This is a genomic window from Streptomyces sp. NPDC014623 (assembly GCF_043088245.1).
Taxonomy (GTDB): domain Bacteria; phylum Actinomycetota; class Actinomycetes; order Streptomycetales; family Streptomycetaceae; genus Streptomyces.
On the sequence record NZ_JBIBZU010000002.1, the window covers coordinates 61,565 to 82,665 of the forward strand.

Annotated in this window: 15 protein-coding genes and 1 pseudogene; 10 read left to right on the top strand and 6 right to left on the bottom strand. The window is 72.7% G+C overall.

What is annotated here, in order from left to right; genetic code table 11:
* Positions 1-142 precede the first annotated feature (142 nt).
* Positions 143-1,171 carry an aspartate-semialdehyde dehydrogenase gene (locus ACF1FZ_RS04355; RefSeq protein WP_391771856.1) on the top strand — a complete coding sequence of 343 codons (1,029 nt, stop codon included), beginning with the start codon at positions 143-145 and terminating at the stop codon, positions 1,169-1,171.
* A gap of 361 nt (positions 1,172-1,532) precedes the next feature.
* Positions 1,533-4,109, top strand: a complete 2,577-nt coding sequence (gene pepN / locus ACF1FZ_RS04360) for an aminopeptidase N (protein ID WP_391771857.1) — start codon at positions 1,533-1,535, stop codon at positions 4,107-4,109.
* An 83-nt stretch (positions 4,110-4,192) separates the two neighbouring features.
* Here pepN and alc read toward each other — a convergent pair whose 3' ends face one another.
* From alc to ACF1FZ_RS04385, 5 genes are all read right to left on the bottom strand, one after another.
* Positions 4,193-5,338 (bottom strand): allantoicase, encoded by a 1,146-nt coding sequence (gene alc, locus ACF1FZ_RS04365; protein ID WP_391771858.1) that lies wholly within the window; start codon positions 5,336-5,338, stop codon positions 4,193-4,195.
* A gap of 59 nt (positions 5,339-5,397) precedes the next feature.
* The gene (locus ACF1FZ_RS04370) at positions 5,398-6,321 is read right to left on the bottom strand and encodes a LysR substrate-binding domain-containing protein (protein WP_391771859.1); all 924 of its coding nucleotides are present in this window, start codon (positions 6,319-6,321) and stop codon (positions 5,398-5,400) included.
* Between the two features lie 77 nt (positions 6,322-6,398).
* The gene (locus tag ACF1FZ_RS04375; RefSeq protein WP_391772207.1) at positions 6,399-6,611 is read right to left on the bottom strand and encodes a hypothetical protein; all 213 of its coding nucleotides are present in this window, start codon (positions 6,609-6,611) and stop codon (positions 6,399-6,401) included.
* 38 nt (positions 6,612-6,649) lie between these two features.
* Positions 6,650-8,797 carry a 4-alpha-glucanotransferase gene (gene malQ / locus ACF1FZ_RS04380; protein WP_391771860.1) on the bottom strand — a complete coding sequence of 716 codons (2,148 nt, stop codon included), beginning with the start codon at positions 8,795-8,797 and terminating at the stop codon, positions 6,650-6,652.
* Positions 8,798-9,130, bottom strand: a complete 333-nt coding sequence (locus ACF1FZ_RS04385; protein ID WP_391771861.1) for a hypothetical protein — start codon at positions 9,128-9,130, stop codon at positions 8,798-8,800.
* Between the two features lie 304 nt (positions 9,131-9,434).
* Between ACF1FZ_RS04385 and ACF1FZ_RS04390 the strand changes: the two genes are divergently transcribed.
* Positions 9,435-12,443 carry a beta-N-acetylglucosaminidase domain-containing protein gene (locus ACF1FZ_RS04390; RefSeq protein ID WP_391771862.1) on the top strand — a complete coding sequence of 1,003 codons (3,009 nt, stop codon included), beginning with the start codon at positions 9,435-9,437 and terminating at the stop codon, positions 12,441-12,443.
* A 54-nt stretch (positions 12,444-12,497) separates the two neighbouring features.
* Here ACF1FZ_RS04390 and ACF1FZ_RS04395 read toward each other — a convergent pair whose 3' ends face one another.
* On the bottom strand, positions 12,498-13,034 hold the full coding sequence (locus tag ACF1FZ_RS04395; protein WP_391771863.1) for an HNH endonuclease: 537 nt from the start codon (positions 13,032-13,034) through the stop codon (positions 12,498-12,500).
* A gap of 316 nt (positions 13,035-13,350) precedes the next feature.
* Between ACF1FZ_RS04395 and ACF1FZ_RS04400 the strand changes: the two genes are divergently transcribed.
* The 7 genes and pseudogenes from ACF1FZ_RS04400 to ACF1FZ_RS04430 all read left to right on the top strand — a co-directional run bounded on the left by ACF1FZ_RS04400 (position 13,351) and on the right by ACF1FZ_RS04430 (position 21,085).
* On the top strand, positions 13,351-14,415 hold the full coding sequence (locus ACF1FZ_RS04400; protein ID WP_391771864.1) for a mechanosensitive ion channel family protein: 1,065 nt from the start codon (positions 13,351-13,353) through the stop codon (positions 14,413-14,415).
* Between the two features lie 133 nt (positions 14,416-14,548).
* Complete coding sequence (locus ACF1FZ_RS04405; protein ID WP_391771865.1) at positions 14,549-15,709, top strand: ROK family transcriptional regulator; 1,161 nt, start codon at positions 14,549-14,551, stop codon at positions 15,707-15,709.
* Between the two features lie 150 nt (positions 15,710-15,859).
* Positions 15,860-16,102, top strand: a pseudogene (locus tag ACF1FZ_RS04410) (carbohydrate ABC transporter permease); the annotation flags it as partial.
* Between the two features lie 5 nt (positions 16,103-16,107).
* Positions 16,108-17,373, top strand: coding sequence for a 6-phospho-beta-glucosidase (locus tag ACF1FZ_RS04415; RefSeq protein ID WP_391771866.1), 1,266 nt, complete (start codon positions 16,108-16,110; stop codon positions 17,371-17,373).
* Positions 17,364-18,332 carry an N-acetylglucosamine kinase gene (locus ACF1FZ_RS04420; protein ID WP_391771867.1) on the top strand — a complete coding sequence of 323 codons (969 nt, stop codon included), beginning with the start codon at positions 17,364-17,366 and terminating at the stop codon, positions 18,330-18,332. The genes ACF1FZ_RS04415 and ACF1FZ_RS04420 overlap by 10 nt, the downstream gene beginning before the upstream one ends.
* Before the next feature lie 309 nt (positions 18,333-18,641).
* Positions 18,642-20,024: a hypothetical protein gene (locus ACF1FZ_RS04425; RefSeq protein WP_391771868.1), complete on the top strand. Its 1,383-nt coding sequence runs from the start codon at positions 18,642-18,644 to the stop codon at positions 20,022-20,024.
* Between the two features lie 11 nt (positions 20,025-20,035).
* Complete coding sequence (locus ACF1FZ_RS04430) at positions 20,036-21,085, top strand: glutamate ABC transporter substrate-binding protein (protein WP_391771869.1); 1,050 nt, start codon at positions 20,036-20,038, stop codon at positions 21,083-21,085.
* Positions 21,086-21,101: the final 16 nt, after the last annotated feature.

The following is a 21,101-nucleotide window of genomic DNA, read 5'->3' on the forward strand; positions in this document are numbered from 1 at the left end:
GGCGGGCGCCCGCAAGGGCTCCCGCCCCACAGCCCTGTCCGGGCCCCGTCCGCCTGGCGGACAACGGATTGGACAAGGGAGCTGTGGACATACACATCATGGACCGGCAATCGTGCCTGTTCGCATCTGTGAGGGAGTTCCAGTGAAGGTCGGAATCGTCGGCGCCACCGGTCAGGTCGGCACAGTCATGCGCAGGATCCTGGCCGAGCGGAAGTTCCCCGTCGCCGAGCTGCGCCTCTTCGCCTCCGCGCGTTCCGCGGGCTCCACCCTCGCCTACGAGGGCAAGGACATCACCGTGGAGGACGCGTCCACTGCGGACTACTCCGGGCTGGACATCGTGCTGTTCTCCGCGGGCGGCGCGACCTCCAAGGCGCTGGCCGAGAAGGTCGCCGCGCAGGGCGCCGTGGTGATCGACAACTCCTCCGCATGGCGCAAGGACCCCGAGGTCCCGCTGGTGGTCTCCGAGGTCAACGCCCACGCGATCAGGAACCGCCCCAAGGGCATCATCGCCAACCCGAACTGCACCACGATGGCCGCCATGCCCGTGCTGCGCCCCCTGCACCAGGAAGCGCGGCTCGACGCGCTGACCGTCGCCACCTACCAGGCGGTGTCCGGTTCCGGTGTCGCCGGTGTCACGGAGCTGCACGGCCAGGTCTCCGCGGTCGTCGCCGACGCGGACAGGCTGACGCACGACGGTGACGCGGTGGACTTCCCCGAGCCCGGTGTGTACAAGCGCCCGATCGCCTTCAACGTGCTGCCGCTGGCCGGTTCGATCGTCGACGACGGTTCCTTCGAGACGGACGAGGAGCAGAAGCTCCGCAACGAGTCCCGCAAGATCCTCGAGATCCCGGAGCTCAAGGTGTCCGGCACGTGTGTCCGGGTCCCGGTCTTCTCCGGCCACTCCCTCCAGATCAACGCCCGTTTCGCCCGCCCGATCAGCGTCGAGCGCGCCTACGAGCTGCTGAAGGACGCCGAGGGCGTCGAACTCTCCGAGATCCCGACCCCGCTCCAGGCGGCCGGCAAGGACGCCTCCTACGTGGGCCGCATCCGGGCCGACGAGACCGTCGAGCACGGCCTCGCACTGTTCGTCTCCAACGACAACCTGCGCAAGGGCGCCGCGCTGAACGCGGTCCAGATCGCGGAACTGGTGGCGGAGGAGCTGAAGGGCTGAGCCGCCGGCACGGGAAAGGGCAGCCCCCGGTCTCCGGGGGCCGCCCTTTCCCATGCCTCGGAGGGCGAGGTGCCGCCGCAGGGGGACGAGGGCGATCCGCTCCCCCGGCTCGGCGCCGCGGGCAGCAGCGCAGGGGAACTCCGCTCTCCGTGGCCGTGTACGGGACGCAGGGCCGGCCCGCGCCGCGCCGGTCTTGCGGAGGGTGTCGAGGGCGAAGGCGTCGACCGGCAGCGCCTGGTGGGTGGTCATGATCCGGGCGTGGACCGAGGGCCCCCGCGGGTCCGGCGGAAAACGGACATCGCGTTGCCCTCCCCCACGTGGAAGGATGACGAAAAACGTCGCACATCAAGGAGATGACCGCGTGCCTGGCACGAATCTGACCCGCGAAGAGGCACAGGAGCGGGCGCGCCTGCTGACCGTGGACGCGTACGAGATCGACCTCGATCTCTCCGGCGCGCAGGAGGGCGGCACCTACCGGTCCGTCACCACCGTGCGCTTCGACTGCGCCGAGGAGGGCGCGGAGACCTTCATCGATCTGGTCGCCCCGGCAGTGCACGACGTCGTGCTGAACGGCAAGGACCTGGACATCGCCGCCGTCTTCCGGGACTCCCGGATCACGCTGAAGCACCTCCGGGCCGGCGCCAACGAGCTGAAGGTGGTCGCCGACTGCTCGTACACGAACACCGGCGAGGGACTGCACCGCTTCGTCGACCCGGTCGACGAGCAGGCCTACCTCTACACCCAGTTCGAGGTGCCGGATGCCCGCAGGGTCTTCGCCAGCTTCGAGCAGCCCGACCTGAAGGCGACCTTCCGGTTCACCGTGAAGGCGCCCTCCGGCTGGACGGTGATCTCCAACTCGCCGACGCCCGAGCCCGAGGGCGACGTCTGGTCCTTCGAGCCGACGCCTCGCATCTCCACCTACATCACGGCCCTGATCGCCGGTCCGTACCACGCGGTGCACAGCACCTACGAGAAGGACGGCCGGTCCGTGCCGCTCGGCATCTACTGCCGGCCGTCGCTCGCCGAGTACCTCGACGCCGACGAGATCTTCGCGGTCACGCGGCAGGGCTTCGACTGGTTCCAGGAGAAGTTCGACTACGCGTACCCCTTCGCCAAGTACGACCAGCTCTTCGTCCCGGAGTTCAACGCCGGTGCGATGGAGAACGCGGGCGCGGTCACCATCCGCGACCAGTACGTGTTCCGTTCGAAGGTCACCGACGCGGCGTACGAGACACGCGCCGAGACCATCCTCCACGAGCTGGCGCACATGTGGTTCGGCGACCTGGTCACCATGGAGTGGTGGAACGACCTCTGGCTGAACGAGTCGTTCGCCACGTACACCTCCATCGCGTGCCAGGCGGACGCGGAGGGCTCGAAGTGGCCGCACTCCTGGACCACGTTCGCCAACTCCATGAAGACGTGGGCCTACCGGCAGGACCAGCTGCCCTCGACGCACCCGATCATGGCGGACATCCGGGACCTCGACGACGTCCTGGTGAACTTCGACGGGATCACGTACGCGAAGGGCGCCTCGGTCCTGAAGCAGCTCGTGGCCTACGTCGGCAAGGACGCGTTCTTCAAGGGCGTGCAGGCGTACTTCAAGGCGCACGCCTACGGGAACACACGCCTGTCGGACCTGCTGGGCGCGCTGGAGGAGACCTCCGGACGTGACCTGAAGACCTGGTCGAAGGCATGGCTGGAGACGGCAGGCATCAACATCCTGCGTCCGGAGATCGAGACCGACGAGAACGGCCACGTCGCCTCCTTCACCGTGCTCCAGGAGGCCCCCGCGCTCCCCGCCGGGGCGAAGGGCGAGCCCACGCTGCGTCCGCACCGGATCGCCATCGGCTGCTACGACCTCGACGAGGCCGGGAAGCTGGTCCGCACGGACCGGATCGAGCTGGACGTGGACGGCGAGCGCACAACCGTGCCGTTCCCGGCCGGCACGGCTCGCCCGGCGGTCGTCCTGCTCAACGACGACGACCTGTCGTACGCGAAGGTCCGCCTCGACGAGGAGTCCCTGCGGGTCGTCACCGCGCACCTGGGCGACTTCACCGAGTCCCTGCCGCGTGCTCTCAGCTGGGCGTCGGCCTGGGACATGACGCGCGACGGCGAACTCGCGACGCGCGACTACCTGGCTCTGGTCCTCTCCGGGATCGGCAAGGAGACGGACATCGGCGTGGTGCAGTCGCTGCACCGGCAGGTGAAGCTGGCGCTGGACCTCTACGCCGCCCCGGAGTGGCGCGAGGCGGGCCTCAACCGGTGGACCGAGGCGACACTGGCGCATCTGCGTTCGGCGGAGCCGGCCGGTGACCACCAGCTGGCCTGGGCCCGTGCCTTCGCCGCGACGGCCCGCAGCCCGCTCCACCTCGACCTGCTGCAGGCACTGCTCAACGGCACGCAGGAGATCGAGGGCCTGGCCGTCGACACGGAGCTGCGCTGGGCGTTCGTGCAGCGCCTGGCCGCGACGGGTCTCATCGACGAGGAGGAGATCGCCGCGGAGTACGAGCGCGACAGGACGGCGGCGGGTGAGCGCCACGCGGCGTCCGCACGCGCGGCCCAGCCCTCCGAGGAGGCGAAGGCCGAGGCCTGGGCCTCCGTCGTCGAGTCGGACAAGCTGCCGAACTCCCTGCAGGATTCGGTCATCGGCGGTTTCGTGCAGACCGACCAGCGTGAGCTGCTGGCTCCGTACACGGAGAAGTACTTCGCGGCGGTCAAGGGCGTCTGGGACTCGCGCAGCCACGAGATGGCCCAGCAGATCGCGGTCGGCCTGTACCCGTCCCTCCAGGTCTCGCAGGAGACCCTGGACGCCACGGACGCCTGGCTGGAGTCGGTGAAGCCGAGCGCCGCTCTGCGCCGGCTGGTGTCGGAGTCCCGGGCGGGCGTGGAGCGTGCGCTGAAGGCGCAGGCGGCGGACGCGGCGGCGGCCGCCGCGTAGCCGGGAGTGAGAACCGCCCGGCGGGCAGGCGCATGGCGCGCAGCCGTCCGCCGGGCGGGGACCTGGGGCCACGGGAGCCGGAACTACGCGGCCGACTCCCGGTGGCGGCGGGCCAGTGCGGCCGCGCCCGTCTCCGTGAGCGAGCCGTGCAGACGCATCCGGGCCACTCCCCCGTCGGGGTAGGCGTCCAGGCGTACGTGGGTCACCACGGCCTCGGTGTCCAGGACGAAGCGGTGCAGGGTGTCGGGCTGGACCCGGGTACGGGGGATGATCTCGAACCATTCGCCCGAGTCGCCGTCGCGGCCGTGGAGGCCGATCCAGCCGGCCGCGTTGCCCTTGAGGTAGGCGGTGTCGATCTCGACCGCGCGCACCGCGCCCTGGGCGGGCAGCCTGAAGCGCACCCAGTCGTTCGTGTCCCGGACCCGGCGACGGCGGTTCTCCCAGCCGTCGTCCATCTTGCGAGAGGTACCGGGCAGGATGATCTGGGCCGGCGAGGAGTAGAAGCGGTCCGAGGCGTCCTCGTACATGCCGCCGTTCAGGATCGAGATCAGGTCGATCGTGCCCAGCGCAGCGAGCCAGGCCGGGTCGGGGACGACCTCGCCGTGCACGCGGAGGCGGGCGATACCGCCGTCGGGGTGCTGGCAGATCCGCACGTGCGTGTAGCGGCGGCCGCCGGTGACCTCGAAGCCGTTGGCGGCGTGGCCGCGTACGGGGGCCGGCGGGACGAGCTCCTCCCACTTCACGTCGTCGGCGAGCAGTTCCTCCGGCCCGGGGGCGCCTTCCACGGCCGTCGCCTGGACGGAGACGCGCTGCGGGTAGTTGCCGCGGAAGTGGGCGGTGTCGACGACGATGCCGCGGATGATCCCGGGGGTGCCCAGCCGGACGATCGCCCAGTCGTGGTCCTCGGGGGCGGGGAAGGGGTGGTCCGCGTCCACGCCGCGGCGGCGGCGGGTCTCCCAGCCGTCCATGATCTTGCCCTTGTGGCCGAAGCGCTCGGGGTCGAAGACGGCGGGTTCGCGGATCAGGAGGTTCTCGCGCTCGGCGAAGAACTCGTCGTTGGCCGCGATCACACCCGCGCCCAGGCGACGGTCCGCGAGATCGACGAGCTCGGTGAACGGGAAGTCGCCCGCGCGGTAGTCGGCGTAGGGGTCTCCGCCGCCGTAGGGGGCCGCGTCGTTGGCGTGCGGGTCGCTGGAATCGGGCTCCGTCTGGATCTTGTCGGTCGGCATGGGTCCACTGTGCCGCCCCACCACCGATCAGGTCCATCGAAAGTTTTCACATGGTTCTTTCATTCCTGCTTAAAGGAATGGGCCGCCACCTCCTGCAGCGCCGACAGCACCCGGGTGACCGCCGGTCCGTGTTCCGCGCCCCGCCGCACCGCCGCCACCACGTGACGGCAGGGCCGGTCCGCCCCCAGGACCCGCATCACCACGCCGTCGCGGGGCCGGTCGGAGGCGGAGACCATCCGGGGGACCAGGGCGACGCCCATGTCCGCCCGCACCATCGCGAGGATCGCCGTCCAGCCGGCGGCACTGTGGGCCTGCTCGGGGACGAAGCCCGCGGCCTCGCACGCGGCGGTGGTGATCTCCGACCACGGACCGGACCCGCCGAAGATCCAGGCTTCCCGGGAGAGGTCGGCCAGCCGCAGGGCAGGGGCGCCGGCGAGGCGGTGACCGGCGGGCAGTGCCACGTCCAGCGGATCCGCCAGGAGCGGCAGCAGGGCGAAGCGGGGGTCCCGGGCCGTCGGGGCGTGCGCGGCCAGGGAGAGTGCCAGGTCCACCTCGCCGGCCGACAGCAGCTCGTACGCCTGGGCCGCCTCCGCCTCCCGTACGCGCACCTGGGGGCCGGGCCGGTCCTCGGCCGCCAGGAGCTGCACGGCCGGTACGACGAGGGCGGGCACGGCGGTCGAGAAGGCGCCGACCCGGACCTGGCCCGCCTCGCCCCGCAGATAGCCGGCCAGCTCCGCGTCGGCCCGCTCCAGCTGGGCGAACACCGCCTCGGCGTGGCGCAGCACGAGATGCGCGGCGTCGGTGAGCCGGACGCGGCGGCCCTGCGCCTCCAGCAGCGGCACACCGAGCTGCCCGGCGAGGTTGGTCAGCTGCTGCGAGACGGCCGAAGGGGTCATGCGGAGGACTTCGGCCGTGGCGGTGACCGTGCCGCGGTCGCGCAGGGTGCGCAGGATGCGGAGCTTCTTGACGTCCCACTCGGTCATGGCCGAAACCTACCCGGCTCCCGGACATGCCGGTGCGCCGCCGGTACGTCGTACCGGCGGCGCACTCGCGCGATCTGCTAGGCCTGCTTCTCGGACTTGTCGAGGACCATGACGAGCCCCGCGATCACCAGGAACAGGACGAGCGGTGCCGCGACGTAGAGACCGAGGGTCTCCATCACGTTCAGGCCCGGGCCCGGGTCGTCACCGTCGTCGCGGGTGAGCGCGAGCGCCGGGGACGACATGAGCAGCATCATCAGCGTCGTACCGGCCGCGACGGCGCCGGCGCGCATAGCGTTCTTCTTGTCCACGGTGCAAACGTAGCGAACGCCTACGAGGGGCGCGCGCCCGGGGGTGCCGTACGGGCCTCGGGGCCGTCCGTGAGGACGGCCATCAGCCTGTGCAGCCGGGGCGAGGCGGTGATCTCCTCCAGCGTGACGGGGTGGCCCTCCGCATCGGCGACGGGCAGACGCCAGTTGGGGTACTGGTCCCAGGTCCCGGGGAGGTTCTGGGGGCGGCGGTCTCCCACGGTGTCAGGGAGCCAGATCCCGGCCATCCGGGCCGGGGTGCGCCGCAGGAAGCGGTGGACGGCGCGGACGGCCGCCTCCTCGTCGCCGTCGCCCTCGGGGAGCAGCCGGAGACGGGCGAGGCAGGCCAGCCACTCGGAGGTGTCGGCGGCGTCCTCGGCGAGCTCCTGCTCCAGGCTCCGGGTGAGCAGCCCGAGCCGGTGGCGGAGCGTCACGTGCTCGCCCGTCAGCCGGGCGGCGGTGGAGGGCAGGTCGTGGGTGGTCGCCGTGGCCACACAGTCCTGACGCCACTGTTCGGGGGCGAGCGGGCGCCCGGTGCCGCCCCAGTCGCGCTCGAACCAGAGCACGGAGGTGCCGAGCACCCCGCGCCGGGCGAGCGCCTCGCGTACGCCGGGCTCGACGGTGCCGAGGTCCTCCCCCACGACGACGGCGCCGGCCCGGTGCGCCTCCAGGACGAGGACGGCGAGCATCGCCTCGGCGTCCTGGCCGACGTACGCGCCCTCGGTGGGAAGGCGCCCCTCGGGCACCCACCAGAGCCGGAAGAGGCCCATGACGTGGTCGATGCGCAGAGCTCCGGCGTGGGCGAGGAGGCCGCGCAGGAGATGGCGGTAGGGGGCGTAACCGGACGCCGCGAGGGCGTCGGGACGCCAGGGGGGCAGTCCCCAGTCCTGGCCGTGGGCGTTGAAGGCGTCGGGGGGTGCGCCGACCGACATGCCCTGTGCGAAGGCGTCCTGCTGGGCCCAGGTGTCGGCACCGTCGGGGTGGACGCCGACGGCGAGGTCGTGGACGATCCCGACGGCCATCCCGGACTCCCGCGCGGCGCTCTGGGCGGTGGCGAGCTGGGTGTCCGTCAGCCAGGCGAGCCGGCAGTGGAAGTCGACCCGGTCCAGCAGCTCGGTGCGGGCCCGGGTGCTCTGCGGGGAGCGGGGGTCGCGCAGCCCTTCGGGCCAGGAGCGCCACCGGGGACCGTGCACCTCGGCCAGGGCGCACCACAGGGCGTGGTCCTCCAGGGCCTGCCCCTGCTCGGCGAGGAAGTCGCAGTAGGCGGCGCGGCGGCCGGGAGTCAGGGGGACCTCGTGGATGATCTCCAGGGCCTGCTGCTTGAGGTCCCGGACGGCGTCCCGGTCGATCAGCGCGCCCTTGTTCAGCACGGCCTCGCGCAGTGCCGCGGCTTCCTGGCGCAGGTCGTCCAGGGCCGCCCTGCCGGGCTCGGCGACATGGCCGTACTCCGGGATCGACTCGATGTGCAGATGGACGGGATCGGGGAAGCGGCGTGAGGAGGGGCGGTACGGCGACGGGTCGGCCGGCCTGCCCGGTACGGCGGCGTGCAGCGGGTTGATCTGGACGAAGCCGCTCCCCTGGGTCCGTCCCGCCCAGGTGGCGAGGTCGGCCAGGTCGGCCAGGTCGCCCATGCCCCAGGAGCGTGCGGAGAGCATCGAATAGAGCTGGACGAGGAATCCGTGCGTACGCGCGGGCGGCTGGGGTACACGGTCCGGAGCGACCACGAGCGTGGCGGTGGCGTGGCGGTGGTCCGGGGTGCGGAGGGTCAGCCGGTGCACGCCCAGGGGCGGTTCGGTCCACCAGGGCGGTGCCACCGGCGGCTCCCCGGCCGGGTCCGGGGCGGGGAGTACGCGCATGCGCAGGGCGGAGGGCGTACCGGTGGCCGCCGGTTCGGGGTCGACCGTCAGGACCGCGCCGGGCGGCAGTTCGGTGAGCGCGGCCGGCAGCGGCTCTCCCGACCAGACGACCACCGTCGGCGGGAGCAGCCGGGAGACCGCTGCCGATTCGGCTGCGGCGAGTGATCTCCGCACCTCCGCGGGCGTGCCGGCGTCGACGCCCAGCGCGGCGAGCACGGCCGTGACCGTGTCGTCGGGGACGGGCACCGTGACATCCGCGGACGGGGAGAAGGAGGTGGCGACGCCGTGCAGTGCGGCGAGCCGGGACAAGCCCATTCAGACTCCTGGGGACTCCATGCCCCAAGCGGTGCCGGGTGCTGTCGGCTCGCTGGTCAGAGGGGCGACGGCGGCGAGCGGTGGCTCGCTCGTGAGAGGTGTTGCGTCGGCGAGCGGAGGCTCGCTGGTCAGCGGCGGCTCGGTGATGAGCGGGGCACTGTCGGTGAACGCGGGCTCACCGGTGAGGTGGGAGACGTCCGCGAGCGGCAGCTCGCTGATCATCGGAGGGGCGGTGAGGAACGAGGACTTCTCGCCTGCCAGCGGTTCGGGGTCCGTGGGGCTCGGCACCTGTTTGGAGAGGGCGGAGAGCAGAAGCTGCGCGGAAGCGGGCATGGTGGCCTCCTGGCCGTGGACGACAGGACACAGCAGACCTACCCAGCGAGCGCCGGAGCAGGCGTGGGCGTGACACAGGCGTTATGACAACGACCCCAACGTGCTGTGGGTCACATTTCGTTCCCCCGCACGCCGGGTATGAGATGTTTTCGGCCACTCGGTGCCCCTTCCCGGAACGCCCACGCGCCACGCCGGGCAATACACCGGGCATGTCCGGCATACCGGCCACGCGCATTGACACCCCCGCGCCCGGGTGGTGGGCTCGGACGTCATTGCCGGGCGAGGTCAGAAGAAGGAGTACGGCGTGCAGCTCGGGCGCAGGAGACATGCGGCGGCCGTCGCCGTCGCCGTGATCGGCGGGCTGCTCAGCCCGTTCGCGCCGGCCGCCGTCGCGGCCCCCGTGCCGTCCGTCGGCCCCGCCGAGACCACGCCGGACCGCGCGGGTGACACACGGCCGCCCGCCGTCTGGCCCCGGCCGCAGGCCATCGAGGCGTCCGGTCAGGCCGTCGCCCTGGGGACCGAGGTCACTCTCCTGGCCGACGCGAGGGCGGACCCGTACGCCGTCGAGGCGCTCAGGACGCTCCTGCGCGACGCCGGCGTACGCACGGTGCACGACGCCCTGCCCGGCAGCGGACCGGTGATCCGGCTCGGTGGCACGGACGCGGGCCTGGCGCTGCGGGCCCTGCGCGCACCCGAGCGCGCCGATCTGCCGTCCGGGGGCTACCGCCTCGCCGTCGGCAGGGCCGGCGGCCGGCCCACCGTGGCCCTGGACGGCGTCGGCGAGGACGGCCTCTTCCACGGAGTCCAGACCCTGCGCCAGCTCGTGAGGGGCGGTGCCGTCGCCGGAGTCGTGGTCCGCGACTGGCCGGGAACCGCCGTGCGCGGGATGGCCGAGGGTTTCTACGGGCAGCCGTGGACCCGCGAGGAGCGGCTGGCCCAGCTCGGCTTCATGGGGCGCACCAAGCAGAACCGCTACCTCTACGCGGCCGGCGACGACCCCTACCGGCAGGCCCGCTGGCGTGAGCCGTACCCCGCCGGCGAGCGCGCCGGCTTCCGCGCGCTGGCCGAGAAGGCGCGGGCCGAGCACGTGACGCTCGGGTGGGCCGTCTCGCCCGGTCAGACGATGTGCATGGCCTCGGACGCGGACGTGCGGGCGCTCACCCGGAAGATCGACGCGATGTGGGCCTTGGGAGTGCGGGCCTTCCAGCTGCAGTTCCAGGACGTCAGTTACAGCGAATGGCACTGCGACCGGGACGCGGAGACGTTCGGCAGCGGACCCGAGGCGGCGGCCAGGGCCCAGGCCGGGGTGGCGAGCGCGGTCGCCCGGCACCTCGCCGGCCGGCATCCGGACGCGGAGCCGCTGTCGGTGATGCCGACCGAGTTCTACCAGGACGGCGCCACCGACTACCGCACCGCACTCGCCGCGGAGCTGGACGACCGGGTACAGGTGGCCTGGACCGGCGTCGGGGTCGTGCCGAAGACGATCACCGGGCAGGAACTGGCGGGCGCGCGGGCGGCCTTCCGCCACCCCCTGGTCACCATGGACAACTACCCGGTCAACGACTACGCGCAGGACCGGATCTTCCTCGGCCCGTACACCGGCCGTGACCCGGCGGTCGCCGGCGGGTCGGCGGCGCTGCTCGCCAACGCCATGGAGCAGCCCTCGGCGTCCCGGATCCCCCTGTTCACGGCCGCCGACTTCGCCTGGAACCCGAAGGCGTACCGGCCGCAGGAATCCTGGCAGGCGGCGATGGACGACCTGGCGGACGGCGACGCCGCCGCCCGGGCGGCTCTGGGGGCCCTGGCGGGCAACAGCGCCACCTCGGTGCTGGGCGGCGACGAGTCCGCGTACCTCCGGCCCCTGCTGAGCGCGTTCTGGTCGTCGCGTCCGGCCGCGGGCGGGACGGACGCGGCGTCCCGCGACAAGGCCGCACGTGAGCTGCGGGCCGCCTTCGGTGTGATGCGTCAGGCCCAGGAGCGGCTGAAGGGCCCGGCGAACGGCCGGCTCCAGGACGAGGTGCGGCCGTGGACCGGTCAGCTGGCCCGGTACGGCGAGGCGGGTGAACTCGCCGTCGATCTGCTGCGGGCCCAGGAGCGCGGCGACGGGGCGGCCGCGTGGCAGGACCGGCTGGCGCTCGAATCACTGCGCGAGAAGATCGCGTCGAGTACGGCGACGGTCGGCAAGGGTGTCCTGGACCCCTTCCTGGACCGGGTCCTCAAGGAGGCCGACGCGTGGAACGGCACCGACCGCGACGCGGGGACGGTGAGCCGGGACGCGCACGGCTACACGGTCCGCTTCGACCGCGCCCGCCCGCTGGAAGCAGTCACCACGCTGACCCGGCCCGGCGACAGGTCGGCGGACCCGGTCCTCCAGGCCCATGTCCCGGGCGAGGGGTGGCGCGGTCTCGGCTCCCTGTCCGCGGCGGGCTGGACACAGACGGAGGCGAAGGGCCTGCGGGCGGACGCGCTGCGGGTCACCGTCCCGTCCGCCCGCCCGCTCCTCGTCGGCCCCCCGGCCCCGGGGGCCATCGGCGCGCCCCCGTCCTCGTACACACCTGATGTGCGGGCGCTCGTCCCGTGGTTCGGTGACGAGCCGGCGGCCCGGCTCGCTCTCGCCCGCGAGCGGACGGACGCCGTGATCGGCGGCGGTACGCAGCGGGTCGAGGCGCGGCTGGCCGGCGGGCGCCCCGGCGTGGTGAAGGGGAAGCTCACGGCGAAGGCGCCCGAGGGCATCGAGGTGAAGCTGCCGGAGGAGACGACGGTGACGCGCGGCTCGCGCACCGACGTCCCCGTGGACATCACCGTGCCGGACGGCACCCCGGCCGGCGAGTACGAGGTGCCGCTGCGCTTCGAGGGCGAGGAGCGCACCCTGACCGTCCGGGCCTTCCCGCGCACGGCGGGCCCCGATCTGCTGCGTACGGCCGAGGCGTCCTCGTCCGGCGACGAGACCCCGGACTTCCCGGCGGCGGCGGCCTCCGACGGGGACCCCGGAACCCGCTGGTCCTCACCCGTCGAGGACGGCGCCTGGTGGCAGGCCGAGCTGCCCGCGCCGGTCCGCCTGGGCCAGGTCGTGCTGCGGTGGCAGGACGCCTACGCCTCCCGCTACCGCGTGCAGGTCTCCCCGGACGGCCGCACCTGGCGTACGGCGGCCACCGTGCGGGAGGGCGAAGGCGGACGCGAGTCGGTCCGGATGGACGCGAAGGACACCCGCTTCATCAGGATCCAGGGCGACGGCCGGGCCACGCGGTACGGCTACTCACTCTGGTCGGTCGAGGCCTACGCCGTCGCCGGACAGGACCGCGAGACCCCCTGACCTGAGGCCGGAAGGGCCTCCTCGACGGCCCCGGGGCGCCGAAGACCCGGTCTCTCAGGCGGAAACGCCGTCGATCCGGGCCATCACGTCGTCCGCGCCGAACGGCTGCAGGTAGGGCAGCCAGCGCGGGTCCCGGTGCCCGGTCCCGATGATCCGCCAGGCGAGACCACTGGGCGGCGCAGGCTGGTGGAGCAGCCGCCACCCCAGCTCGGGCAGATGGCGGTCCGCCTTGACGTGGTTGCAGCGGCGGCAGGCCGCCACCACGTTGTCCCAGACGTGCTGCCCGCCACGGCTGCGCGGGATGACGTGGTCGACGCTGGTCGCGGCGGCCCCGCAGTACACGCAGCGACCGCCGTCCCTCGCGAAGAGCGCCCGGCGGGTGAGTGGAACGGGCCCCCGGTAGGGGACCCGTACGAACCGCTTGAGGCGGACGACGCTGGGCGCCGGCACGGCACGGGTGGCACTGTGCATGAAGGCGCCGGTCTCCTCGAGGCAGATGGCCTTGTTCTCGAGGACGAGGACGAGCGCGCGGCGGAGAGGTACGACGCCGAGCGGCTCGTACGAAGCGTTGAGAACCAGGACGTGCGGCACGGTGGATGCCTCCTTGTACGCCGGCGACGCGTGGCTCGCGCCGGGACGATCCGATCTCAGTTTCTCCTCATGCCTGGTCCGAGCGCCACCACGTGCGGGTAACGGGCCGGAGGGATTTTCCTCACGACAGGGGGTCCGCACGGTCCGGGCGCCCTGCGACAGCTGCGCCGCCCGGGCGGAAGGACCCGCTGTGGAACGGGCCACACCCCGTGCGTCCCGGGTGAGACGTGTCTCTCCCCGCCCCACGGCAACGATCCGCTCCCTCTGCTTCGTTACTGTGGTTGGTCTGCCGTCGCCCCACCTGGAGGTCCCCGCCGTGTCCCTGTCCGCCCTTCTGGCCGCGGCTCCGTCACCCGGTGCCGCGGGCTCGCTGGACGAAGCCGCCGAAAGGGCCGGGAACGCCGCAGGCTGGGTCGAGGAGAACTGGTCCACCTGGCTGAACACCGGTCTTCGTATCCTCCTCATCGCCGCGATCGCGATCGTGCTGCGCTACCTGATCCGGCGTGCCCTGACCAACCTCATCGACCGGATGAACCGCAGCGCCCAGGCGGTGGAGGGCACGGCCCTCGGCGGTCTGCTGGTGAACGCGGAGCGCCGCCGCCAGCGCTCCGAAGCCATCGGTTCCGTGCTCCGCTCGGTGACGTCGTTCCTGATCCTCGGCACCGCGGCCCTCATGATCCTGGGCGCCTTCCAGATCAATCTGGCCCCGCTGCTGGCCTCCGCGGGGGTCGCCGGTGTGGCGCTGGGCTTCGGCGCCCGCAATCTCGTCACCGACTTCCTCTCCGGCGTCTTCATGATCCTGGAGGACCAGTACGGCGTCGGTGACACGGTCGACGCGGGTGTGGCCTCCGGCGAGGTCATCGAGGTCGGCCTGCGGGTCACCAAGCTGCGTGGCGACAACGGCGAGATCTGGTACGTCCGCAACGGCGAGGTGAAGCGGATCGGCAACCTCAGCCAGGGCTGGTCCACGGCCGGTGTGGACGTCACGGTCCGCCCGACGGAGGACCTGGAACTGGTCCGCAAGGCGATCGCCGAGGCGGGCGAGGCCATGACCAAGGAAGAGCCCTGGTCGGAGCGGCTGTGGGGCCCGGTGGAGGTCCTCGGGCTGGACGCGGTGCTGCTGGACTCGATGACCGTACGGGTCACGGCGAAGACCATGCCGGGCAAGTCGCTGGGCGTCGAGCGCGAGCTGCGCTGGCGGATCAAGCGGGCACTGGACGCGGCCGGCATCCGGATGATCGGCCCCCTCCCCCTCCAGACCGACGGGGAGTCCACCGCCGATCCGACGGCGGCCATGGCGGCCCCCTCGGCGTACGCGTCGGCGACGTCACCGCAGTCGCTGGCGGCGACCCCGATACCGCCGTCGAACCTGTCGAAGTGACCGGACACGCACAGCGCCCCCGCAGGTAACGCTTTGGTTGCCTCGGGGGCGTCTCCCATTGACGGTTCCGTGGCACCGCCCTACCTTCCTCCCATAGATAGGAAAGTTTACTAACAGAAGGTGGGCGTCACCCATGGCCGGAACCACACCGGGCACTCCCCGCGTTCTGCGCGCCATGAACGACCGGGCGGCGCTCGATCTCCTGGTCTCACAAGGCCCTCTCACCCGTACGCGCATCGGCGAACTGACCGGGCTGTCCAAGCCCACCGCCTCCCAGCTGCTGGCGAGGCTGGAGGGCGCGGGACTGGTCCGCTCGACGGGCAGCCAGAGGGGGCGCCCCGGGCCCAACGCCGTGCTCTACGAGATCGATCCGGCGGCCGCCCACGTCGCGGCGCTCTCCGTCGGGCCCACCGGTATAGACGCCGTCGTGGCCGACATCACCGGCACCGTGGTCGGCTCCTGCCGTGTGGAGGCCGAGGCCGTCGCGCAGGACGTACGCCACCGCACCGCCCAGCTCGTCGCCGAGGCCGTGGACGGCGCCCTGCGTCCGACCGGTCTCGGCCATGACGACCTCTACGCCGTGGTGGTGGGCACCCCGGGCGCGATCGACCCGCACACCGGACAGCTGCGCTACGCGCCCCATCTGCCCGGCTGGCATTCCCGCACCCTGCTGGCGGACCTCGCCGAGGTGGTCGGCAGGCCGGTCGTCATCGAGAACGACGTGAACCTCGCCGCCGTCGCCGAGCAGTACGAGGGCGCGGCACAGGACCACGACCACTTCGTGCTCGTCTGGCTCGACGAGGGTGTGGGCGCCGCGATCGTGCTGGGCGGCACCCTCCTGCGCGGCGCCACCGGCGGCGCGGGGGAAATCGGTTACATGCCGCTCCCCGGCGCCCCGCTCGCCCGGGGGGGTGCGGCCGACTGGGCGGGCCCCGACGCGGGCGGCGGCTTCCAGAGCCAGGTCTCCGTGCCCGCCGTCCGCGGCCTCGCCGGAGGCAGACCGCTGGCCGACGCGCTCGCCGACGCGGGCGTGCGCGCCGAGGTCGCCCGCAAGCTGGCCGTCGGCATCGCCTCCGTCGTCGCCGTGGTCGATCCCGAACTGGTCGTCCTCTCCGGTCTCGTGGCCCAGGCCGGCGGGGAGGAACTCCGCAGGCAGGTCGAGGCCGAGATGACCGGTCTCGCACTGCCCAGACCGCTGCTGCGCGTCAGCGACATCGAGGGGGACCCGATCCTGACCGGCGCCCTTCGAACGGCCCTCGCACAGGCGCGCGACAGCGTCTTCGACACGGCCTGAACCGCCCGCTCCCCACCGTGCCGCCCGTACCCGGCGGTGCGCACGGCACCACCATGCCCGGCGAGCCCCGTCCCGCTCCCCTGCTTCCCCCCTTTCCCTCTGCGAAGGAGATCCGCCATGGCGCTGTGGCGCATTCGTACCCGCGTGCCCCTGGCGCTCTTCCAGTTCTTCTACTGCTGGAACGACTACTTCGGCCCGCAGATCTACGCCGCGCAGAATTCCGGCGCCCGGACACTGAGCTACGGCCTGGAGTCGTTCAAGAGCGCCCACTCGGTCAACTGGAACCTGACCATGGCCGCGACACTGCTCGTCATGGCACCGGTCATCATCGTGTTCTTCTTCGCACAGAAGGCCTTCGTCGAAGGCGTCACCCTCACCGGAGTAAAGGGCTGAGAAGCATGAAGCTCGCAGTAGTTGGCGGCGGGTCCACCTACACCCCCGAACTGATCGACGGTTTCGCGCGGCTGCGGGACACCCTGCCGGTCGAGGAGCTCGTGCTCGTCGACCCGGCGGCCGACCGGCTGGAGCTGGTCGGCGGCCTGGCGCGGCGGATATTCGCCAGGCAGGGCCACCCGGGGCGGATCGTCACCACCTCCGACCTGGACGCGGGGGTCGCCGGTGCCGACGCGGTGCTGCTCCAGCTCCGCGTCGGCGGGCAGGCCGCCCGGAACCAGGACGAGACGTGGCCGCTCGAATGCGGCTGTGTCGGCCAGGAGACCACCGGGGCGGGCGGTCTCGCCAAGGCGCTGCGCACCGTCCCGGTCGTCCTCGACATCGCCGAGCGGGTACGCCGCACCAATCCCGATGCCTGGATCATCGACTTCACCAACCCGGTCGGGATCGTCACCCGGGCGCTGCTCCAGGCGGGGCACAAGGCCGTCGGCCTGTGCAACGTGGCGATCGGCTTCCAGCGCAAGTTCGCCGCGCTGCTCGGCGTGACGCCCGCCGAGGTGCACCTCGACCATGTCGGACTCAACCACCTGACGTGGGAACTCGGGGTGCGTCTGGGCGGCCCGGACGGCGAGGACGTCCTGCCGAGGCTGCTCGCGGAGCACGGCGACGCGATCGCCGGCGACCTGCGCATGCCCCGGCAGATCGTCGGCCGGCTCGGCGTCGTCCCCTCGTACTACCTGCGGTACTTCTACGCGCACGACGAGGTCGTCCGGGAGCTCGGCACGAAGCCCTCCCGGGCGGCCGAGGTCGCCGCGATGGAGAAGGAACTCCTGGAGATGTACGGGGACCCGGCCCTGGACGAGAAGCCCGCCCTGCTGGGCAGGCGGGGCGGCGCCTTCTACTCGGAGGCGGCCGTGGACCTGGCGTCCTCGCTGCTCGGCTCGGGCGGCTCCGCGGTGCAGGTGGTCAACACGTACAACAAGGGAACCCTGCCGTTCCTGCCGGACGACGCGGTGATCGAGGTCCAGGCCCGGGTCGACGGCACGGGCGCGGCTCCGCTCGCCGTGCCGGCCCTGGACCCGCTGCACGCGGGGCTGATCGGGCACGTCACGGCGTACGAGGACCTGGCCCTGGAAGCGGCGTTGCGCGGTGGGCGCGAGCGGGTCTTCAGGGCGCTGATGGCGCACCCTCTGATCGGCCAGTTCGAGTACGCCGAGGCGCTCACCGACAAGCTGATCGCGCACAACCGGGAGCACCTGGCGTGGGCCTGACCGCACATGTGCTCGCGATCGACGCGGGCAACAGCAAGACCGACGTGGCCGTGCTCGGTGCCGACGGCACGGTCCTCGGTGCCGCGCGCGGTGGCGGCTTCCAGCCGCCGGCCGTCGGGGTCGAGGCGTCCATGGACGGGCTGGCGGAAGCGGTCCTGCCCGCACTCGCGCAGGCGGGGGCAGCCGGCGTCACGCATGTCTCGGCCTGTCTCGCCAACGCCGACTTCCCCGTGGAGGAGCGGGAGCTGGCCGAGGCGCTGCTCGCCCGCGCATGGGGCCGCACCGTGGAGGTGCGCAACGACACCTTCGCGATACTGCGCGCGGGGGCCGACGGGCCCCGGGGGGTGGCCGTGGTGTGCGGGGCGGGGATCAACTGCGTGGGGATGCGGCCGGACGGAGCGACCGCCCGCTTCCCGGCGATCGGCCGGATGTCCGGTGACTGGGGCGGTGGTTCGGGTCTCGCGGAGGAGGCGATGTGGTTCGCGGCGAGGGCCGAGGACGGCCGCGGTGAGCCGACCGAGCTGATGCGGACCCTGCCGGGGCACTTCGGGCTCGACTCGATGTACGCGCTGATCGAGGCCCTGCACCTGGGACACATCCCGTATGCCCGCAGGCACGAGCTGACGCCGGTGCTGTTCTCCACCGGCGCGGCCGGTGACCGCGTCGCGCGTGATCTGGTGAACCGGCTCGGCGACGAGGTCGTGGCGATGGCCTCGGTCGCGCTGACCCGGCTCGGCCTGCTGGAGGAGGAGGTGCCGGTGGTGCTGGGCGGCAGCGTGCTGGCGGCCCGTCACCCGGCCCTGGACGAACGGATCGCCGCGCTCCTCGCCGTGCGCGCCCCGAAGGCGGTCGCCCGGGTCGTGTCGGCCCCGCCGGTGCTGGGCGCCGCGCTGCTGGGTCTGGACCACACGGGCGCCGCCCCGGAGGTGCACGACAGGCTGCGGACGCAGTACGCCTGAGGAGCCCGGTCCCGCGGGCGTCCCCCGGCGGTTTCCGCCGGGGGACGCCCCTCGTGCGAGGGAACCGGTCGGGCGTTTCTGACGTATTCATGGTGAGGGGGGCGGGTCCGCGCCGGGGGCGGCCCCGAGGCCTGACCGGCCCATCTCCCCGATCGCCTGCGCCGGCACCGATCGGGTGCGGGGCCCGGCGCGGGATCCGGGCGTTCCTGGTGAATGGCGGCCCCTGGGTCCATACTTCTGGCCAGGACCAGTCGTCCCCCGGTCGGCCGGGAGGATCCGGCCGTCGTCAGTGACCGAGGGGGAGGTCAAGTGACATACCCGCCGAGCGGGACCGCGCTGCGGGAGCCGGATCAGCCGCCCGCGCCCCCGGCCGTGCCCGCGCCGCGCCGTGGCGTCCCGTCCGAGGCCGTCGAGCGACTGCGTGCCGCCGCGACGACCGAGCCGGGCAGGCTCCGGATCATCGGCGCCGCGCTGGCGCTGCTGGTCGTGGCGTTCGGAGCGGTCACCTACCTGGAGATCTCCGGACGGTCCTCGTCCGCGGACGACGTGGTGACCCGCAGTCAGCCGCTGAGCGCGGACGCCGCGAGCATCTACCGGTCGCTGGCCGACGCGGACACGATGGCGGCGAGCGGCTTCCTGGCGGGGGCGGAGGAGCCCGGGGACGTGCACGGCCGGTACGAGGCGGACATCAAGGAGGCCTCCCGGCTGCTGGTGAAGGCAGCGGCGAGCACCGACGCCTCGGCCCCTTCGTACCGGGAGATCACCACGCTGGGTGAGCTGCTCCCGGAGTACACGGGGCTGATCGAGCGGGCCAGGGCCAACAACCGGCAGGGGCTGCCGCTCGGCGGCGCCTATCTGCGCTACGCCAACCAGAAGATGACGGACGAGCTCCTCCCGGCGGCCGAGCGGCTGTACGCGGCGGAGACCGGCCGGCTCGGCACCGACTCGGCCGACGCGCGGCGGTGGCCCTTGTTCTCGCTGGCCTTCGGACTCGTGGCACTGGCCGCGCTGGTGTGGATGCAGCGGCGCACCTATCGCAGGACGAACCGCGTCTTCAACCGCGGGCTGGTCGCAGCGACCGCCGCGGCCACCGTGGTGCTGCTGTGGCTGGCCGTCGGACACACCGTGGCCAGGGCCGGGCTGCACGGCGCGATGGTGCACGGGCAGCAGTCGCTCGATGTCCTCAACAAGGCCCGGATCAGCTCGCTGAAGGCGCGCGCCAACGAGAACCTCACGCTGGTCGCGCGAGGCGCGGCCCTGACCCCGGACGGCATGCGGGACCAGTACGAGACCGACTACAGCACCGGCATGAAGGCCCTCGGCGCCCAGCTCGAGAGCGCGGAGGAACTCGCCGACGACGCCACGGGGAGCAAGCCGGTGGCGGACGCCATCCTCACCGTCTCCGAGTGGCAGGACCGCCACAGGAAGGCCAGGGCGACGGACGACCGGGGCGAGTACGACAGTGCGCTGCAGCAGGTCATCGGCCCGGAGGACTCCACGGGTGCGTCCTTCGAGAAGGTCGACGACGCACTGGAGCAGGCACTCGGCCTGGAGCAGGGCGAGTTCGACGCGGCGGCCGAGGACGGACGCGGGGCGCTGCGCGGGCTGCCGGGCGGAGCCGCCGTGCTCGCCGTGCTGGGCGCGGTCGCCGTGACGGCCGGGGTCAACCGCAGGCTCTCGGAGTACCGGTGAGGGGACGAGCGATGACCAGGGCGGAAGGCCGGGCCGCGCGCGGCGGGCTGCGCGGCTGGGGCGGTGTGACGGGCATGGCGGTGGCCTGTGCCGTCACGGCCTCGCTCACCCTGCTGCCGCTGGCGCACGGCGACGGGGCGTTCGGCGGGCGGAGCGCGGGCCACGGGGCCGCCTCCGCGCCGCCCGTGGAGGCCCAGGAGTGCGAGGACCCGGAGGCGAGCGTGCCGGCGTCGGACGAGGACGGCCCGGGCATCCGGAGGATCAGGGAGCGGGGGAAGCTGATCGCCGGCGTCGACCAGAACAGCTTCCGGTGGGGTTACCGCAATCCGCACCGGGATCCGGAGGCCGGCGGCACACTCGAAGGCTTCGACATCGATCTGGTGCGGGCCATCGCGAAGGACATCCTCGGCGACCCCGATGCGGTGGTCTTCCGCGCCATACCCACCAACCAGCGCATCGCGGCGCTGGAGCACGACAAGGTGGACGTGGTCGTACGCACCATGACGATCAACTGCGAGCGCGCCGCCCGGGTGTCGTTCTCCACGGCCTACTTCCAGGCCGGTCAGCAGGTCCTGGCCCCGAAGGGTTCGGCCGTCAGCGGGTACGACGAGTCGCTGAAGGGCAAACGGGTCTGCACGGCGGAGGGCTCGACCGCCTACGACGCGCTCGCCGAGCAGTCCTTCGGCGCGGTCTTCCAGGACGAGCACGACGGCACCGAGCTGGACGAGGACCGGCTGACCGTCCCCAGCCAGCTGGACTGCCTGGTGCGGCTGCAGCTCGGTGAGGTCGACGCGGTGGTCACGGACAACGCCCTGGCGGCCGGCCAGGCGGCCCAGGACCCGACGGTGGAGCTGAAGGGCGAGGGGCCGTTCACCACCGAGTACTACGGCGTCGCCGCGAAACTGGGCGCCGACGATCTGGTGGCCCGGATCAACCATGTGCTGGTCGCCTACCGCCAGGGCGGTGGGAACAGCCCCTGGATGAAGTCGTACCGCACGTGGCTGGCAAAGGGGATGCCCGGCATCACGGGCCCCCCGGCGCCCGAGTACCGCAGCAACTGAACCCGCCGGGCCCCGG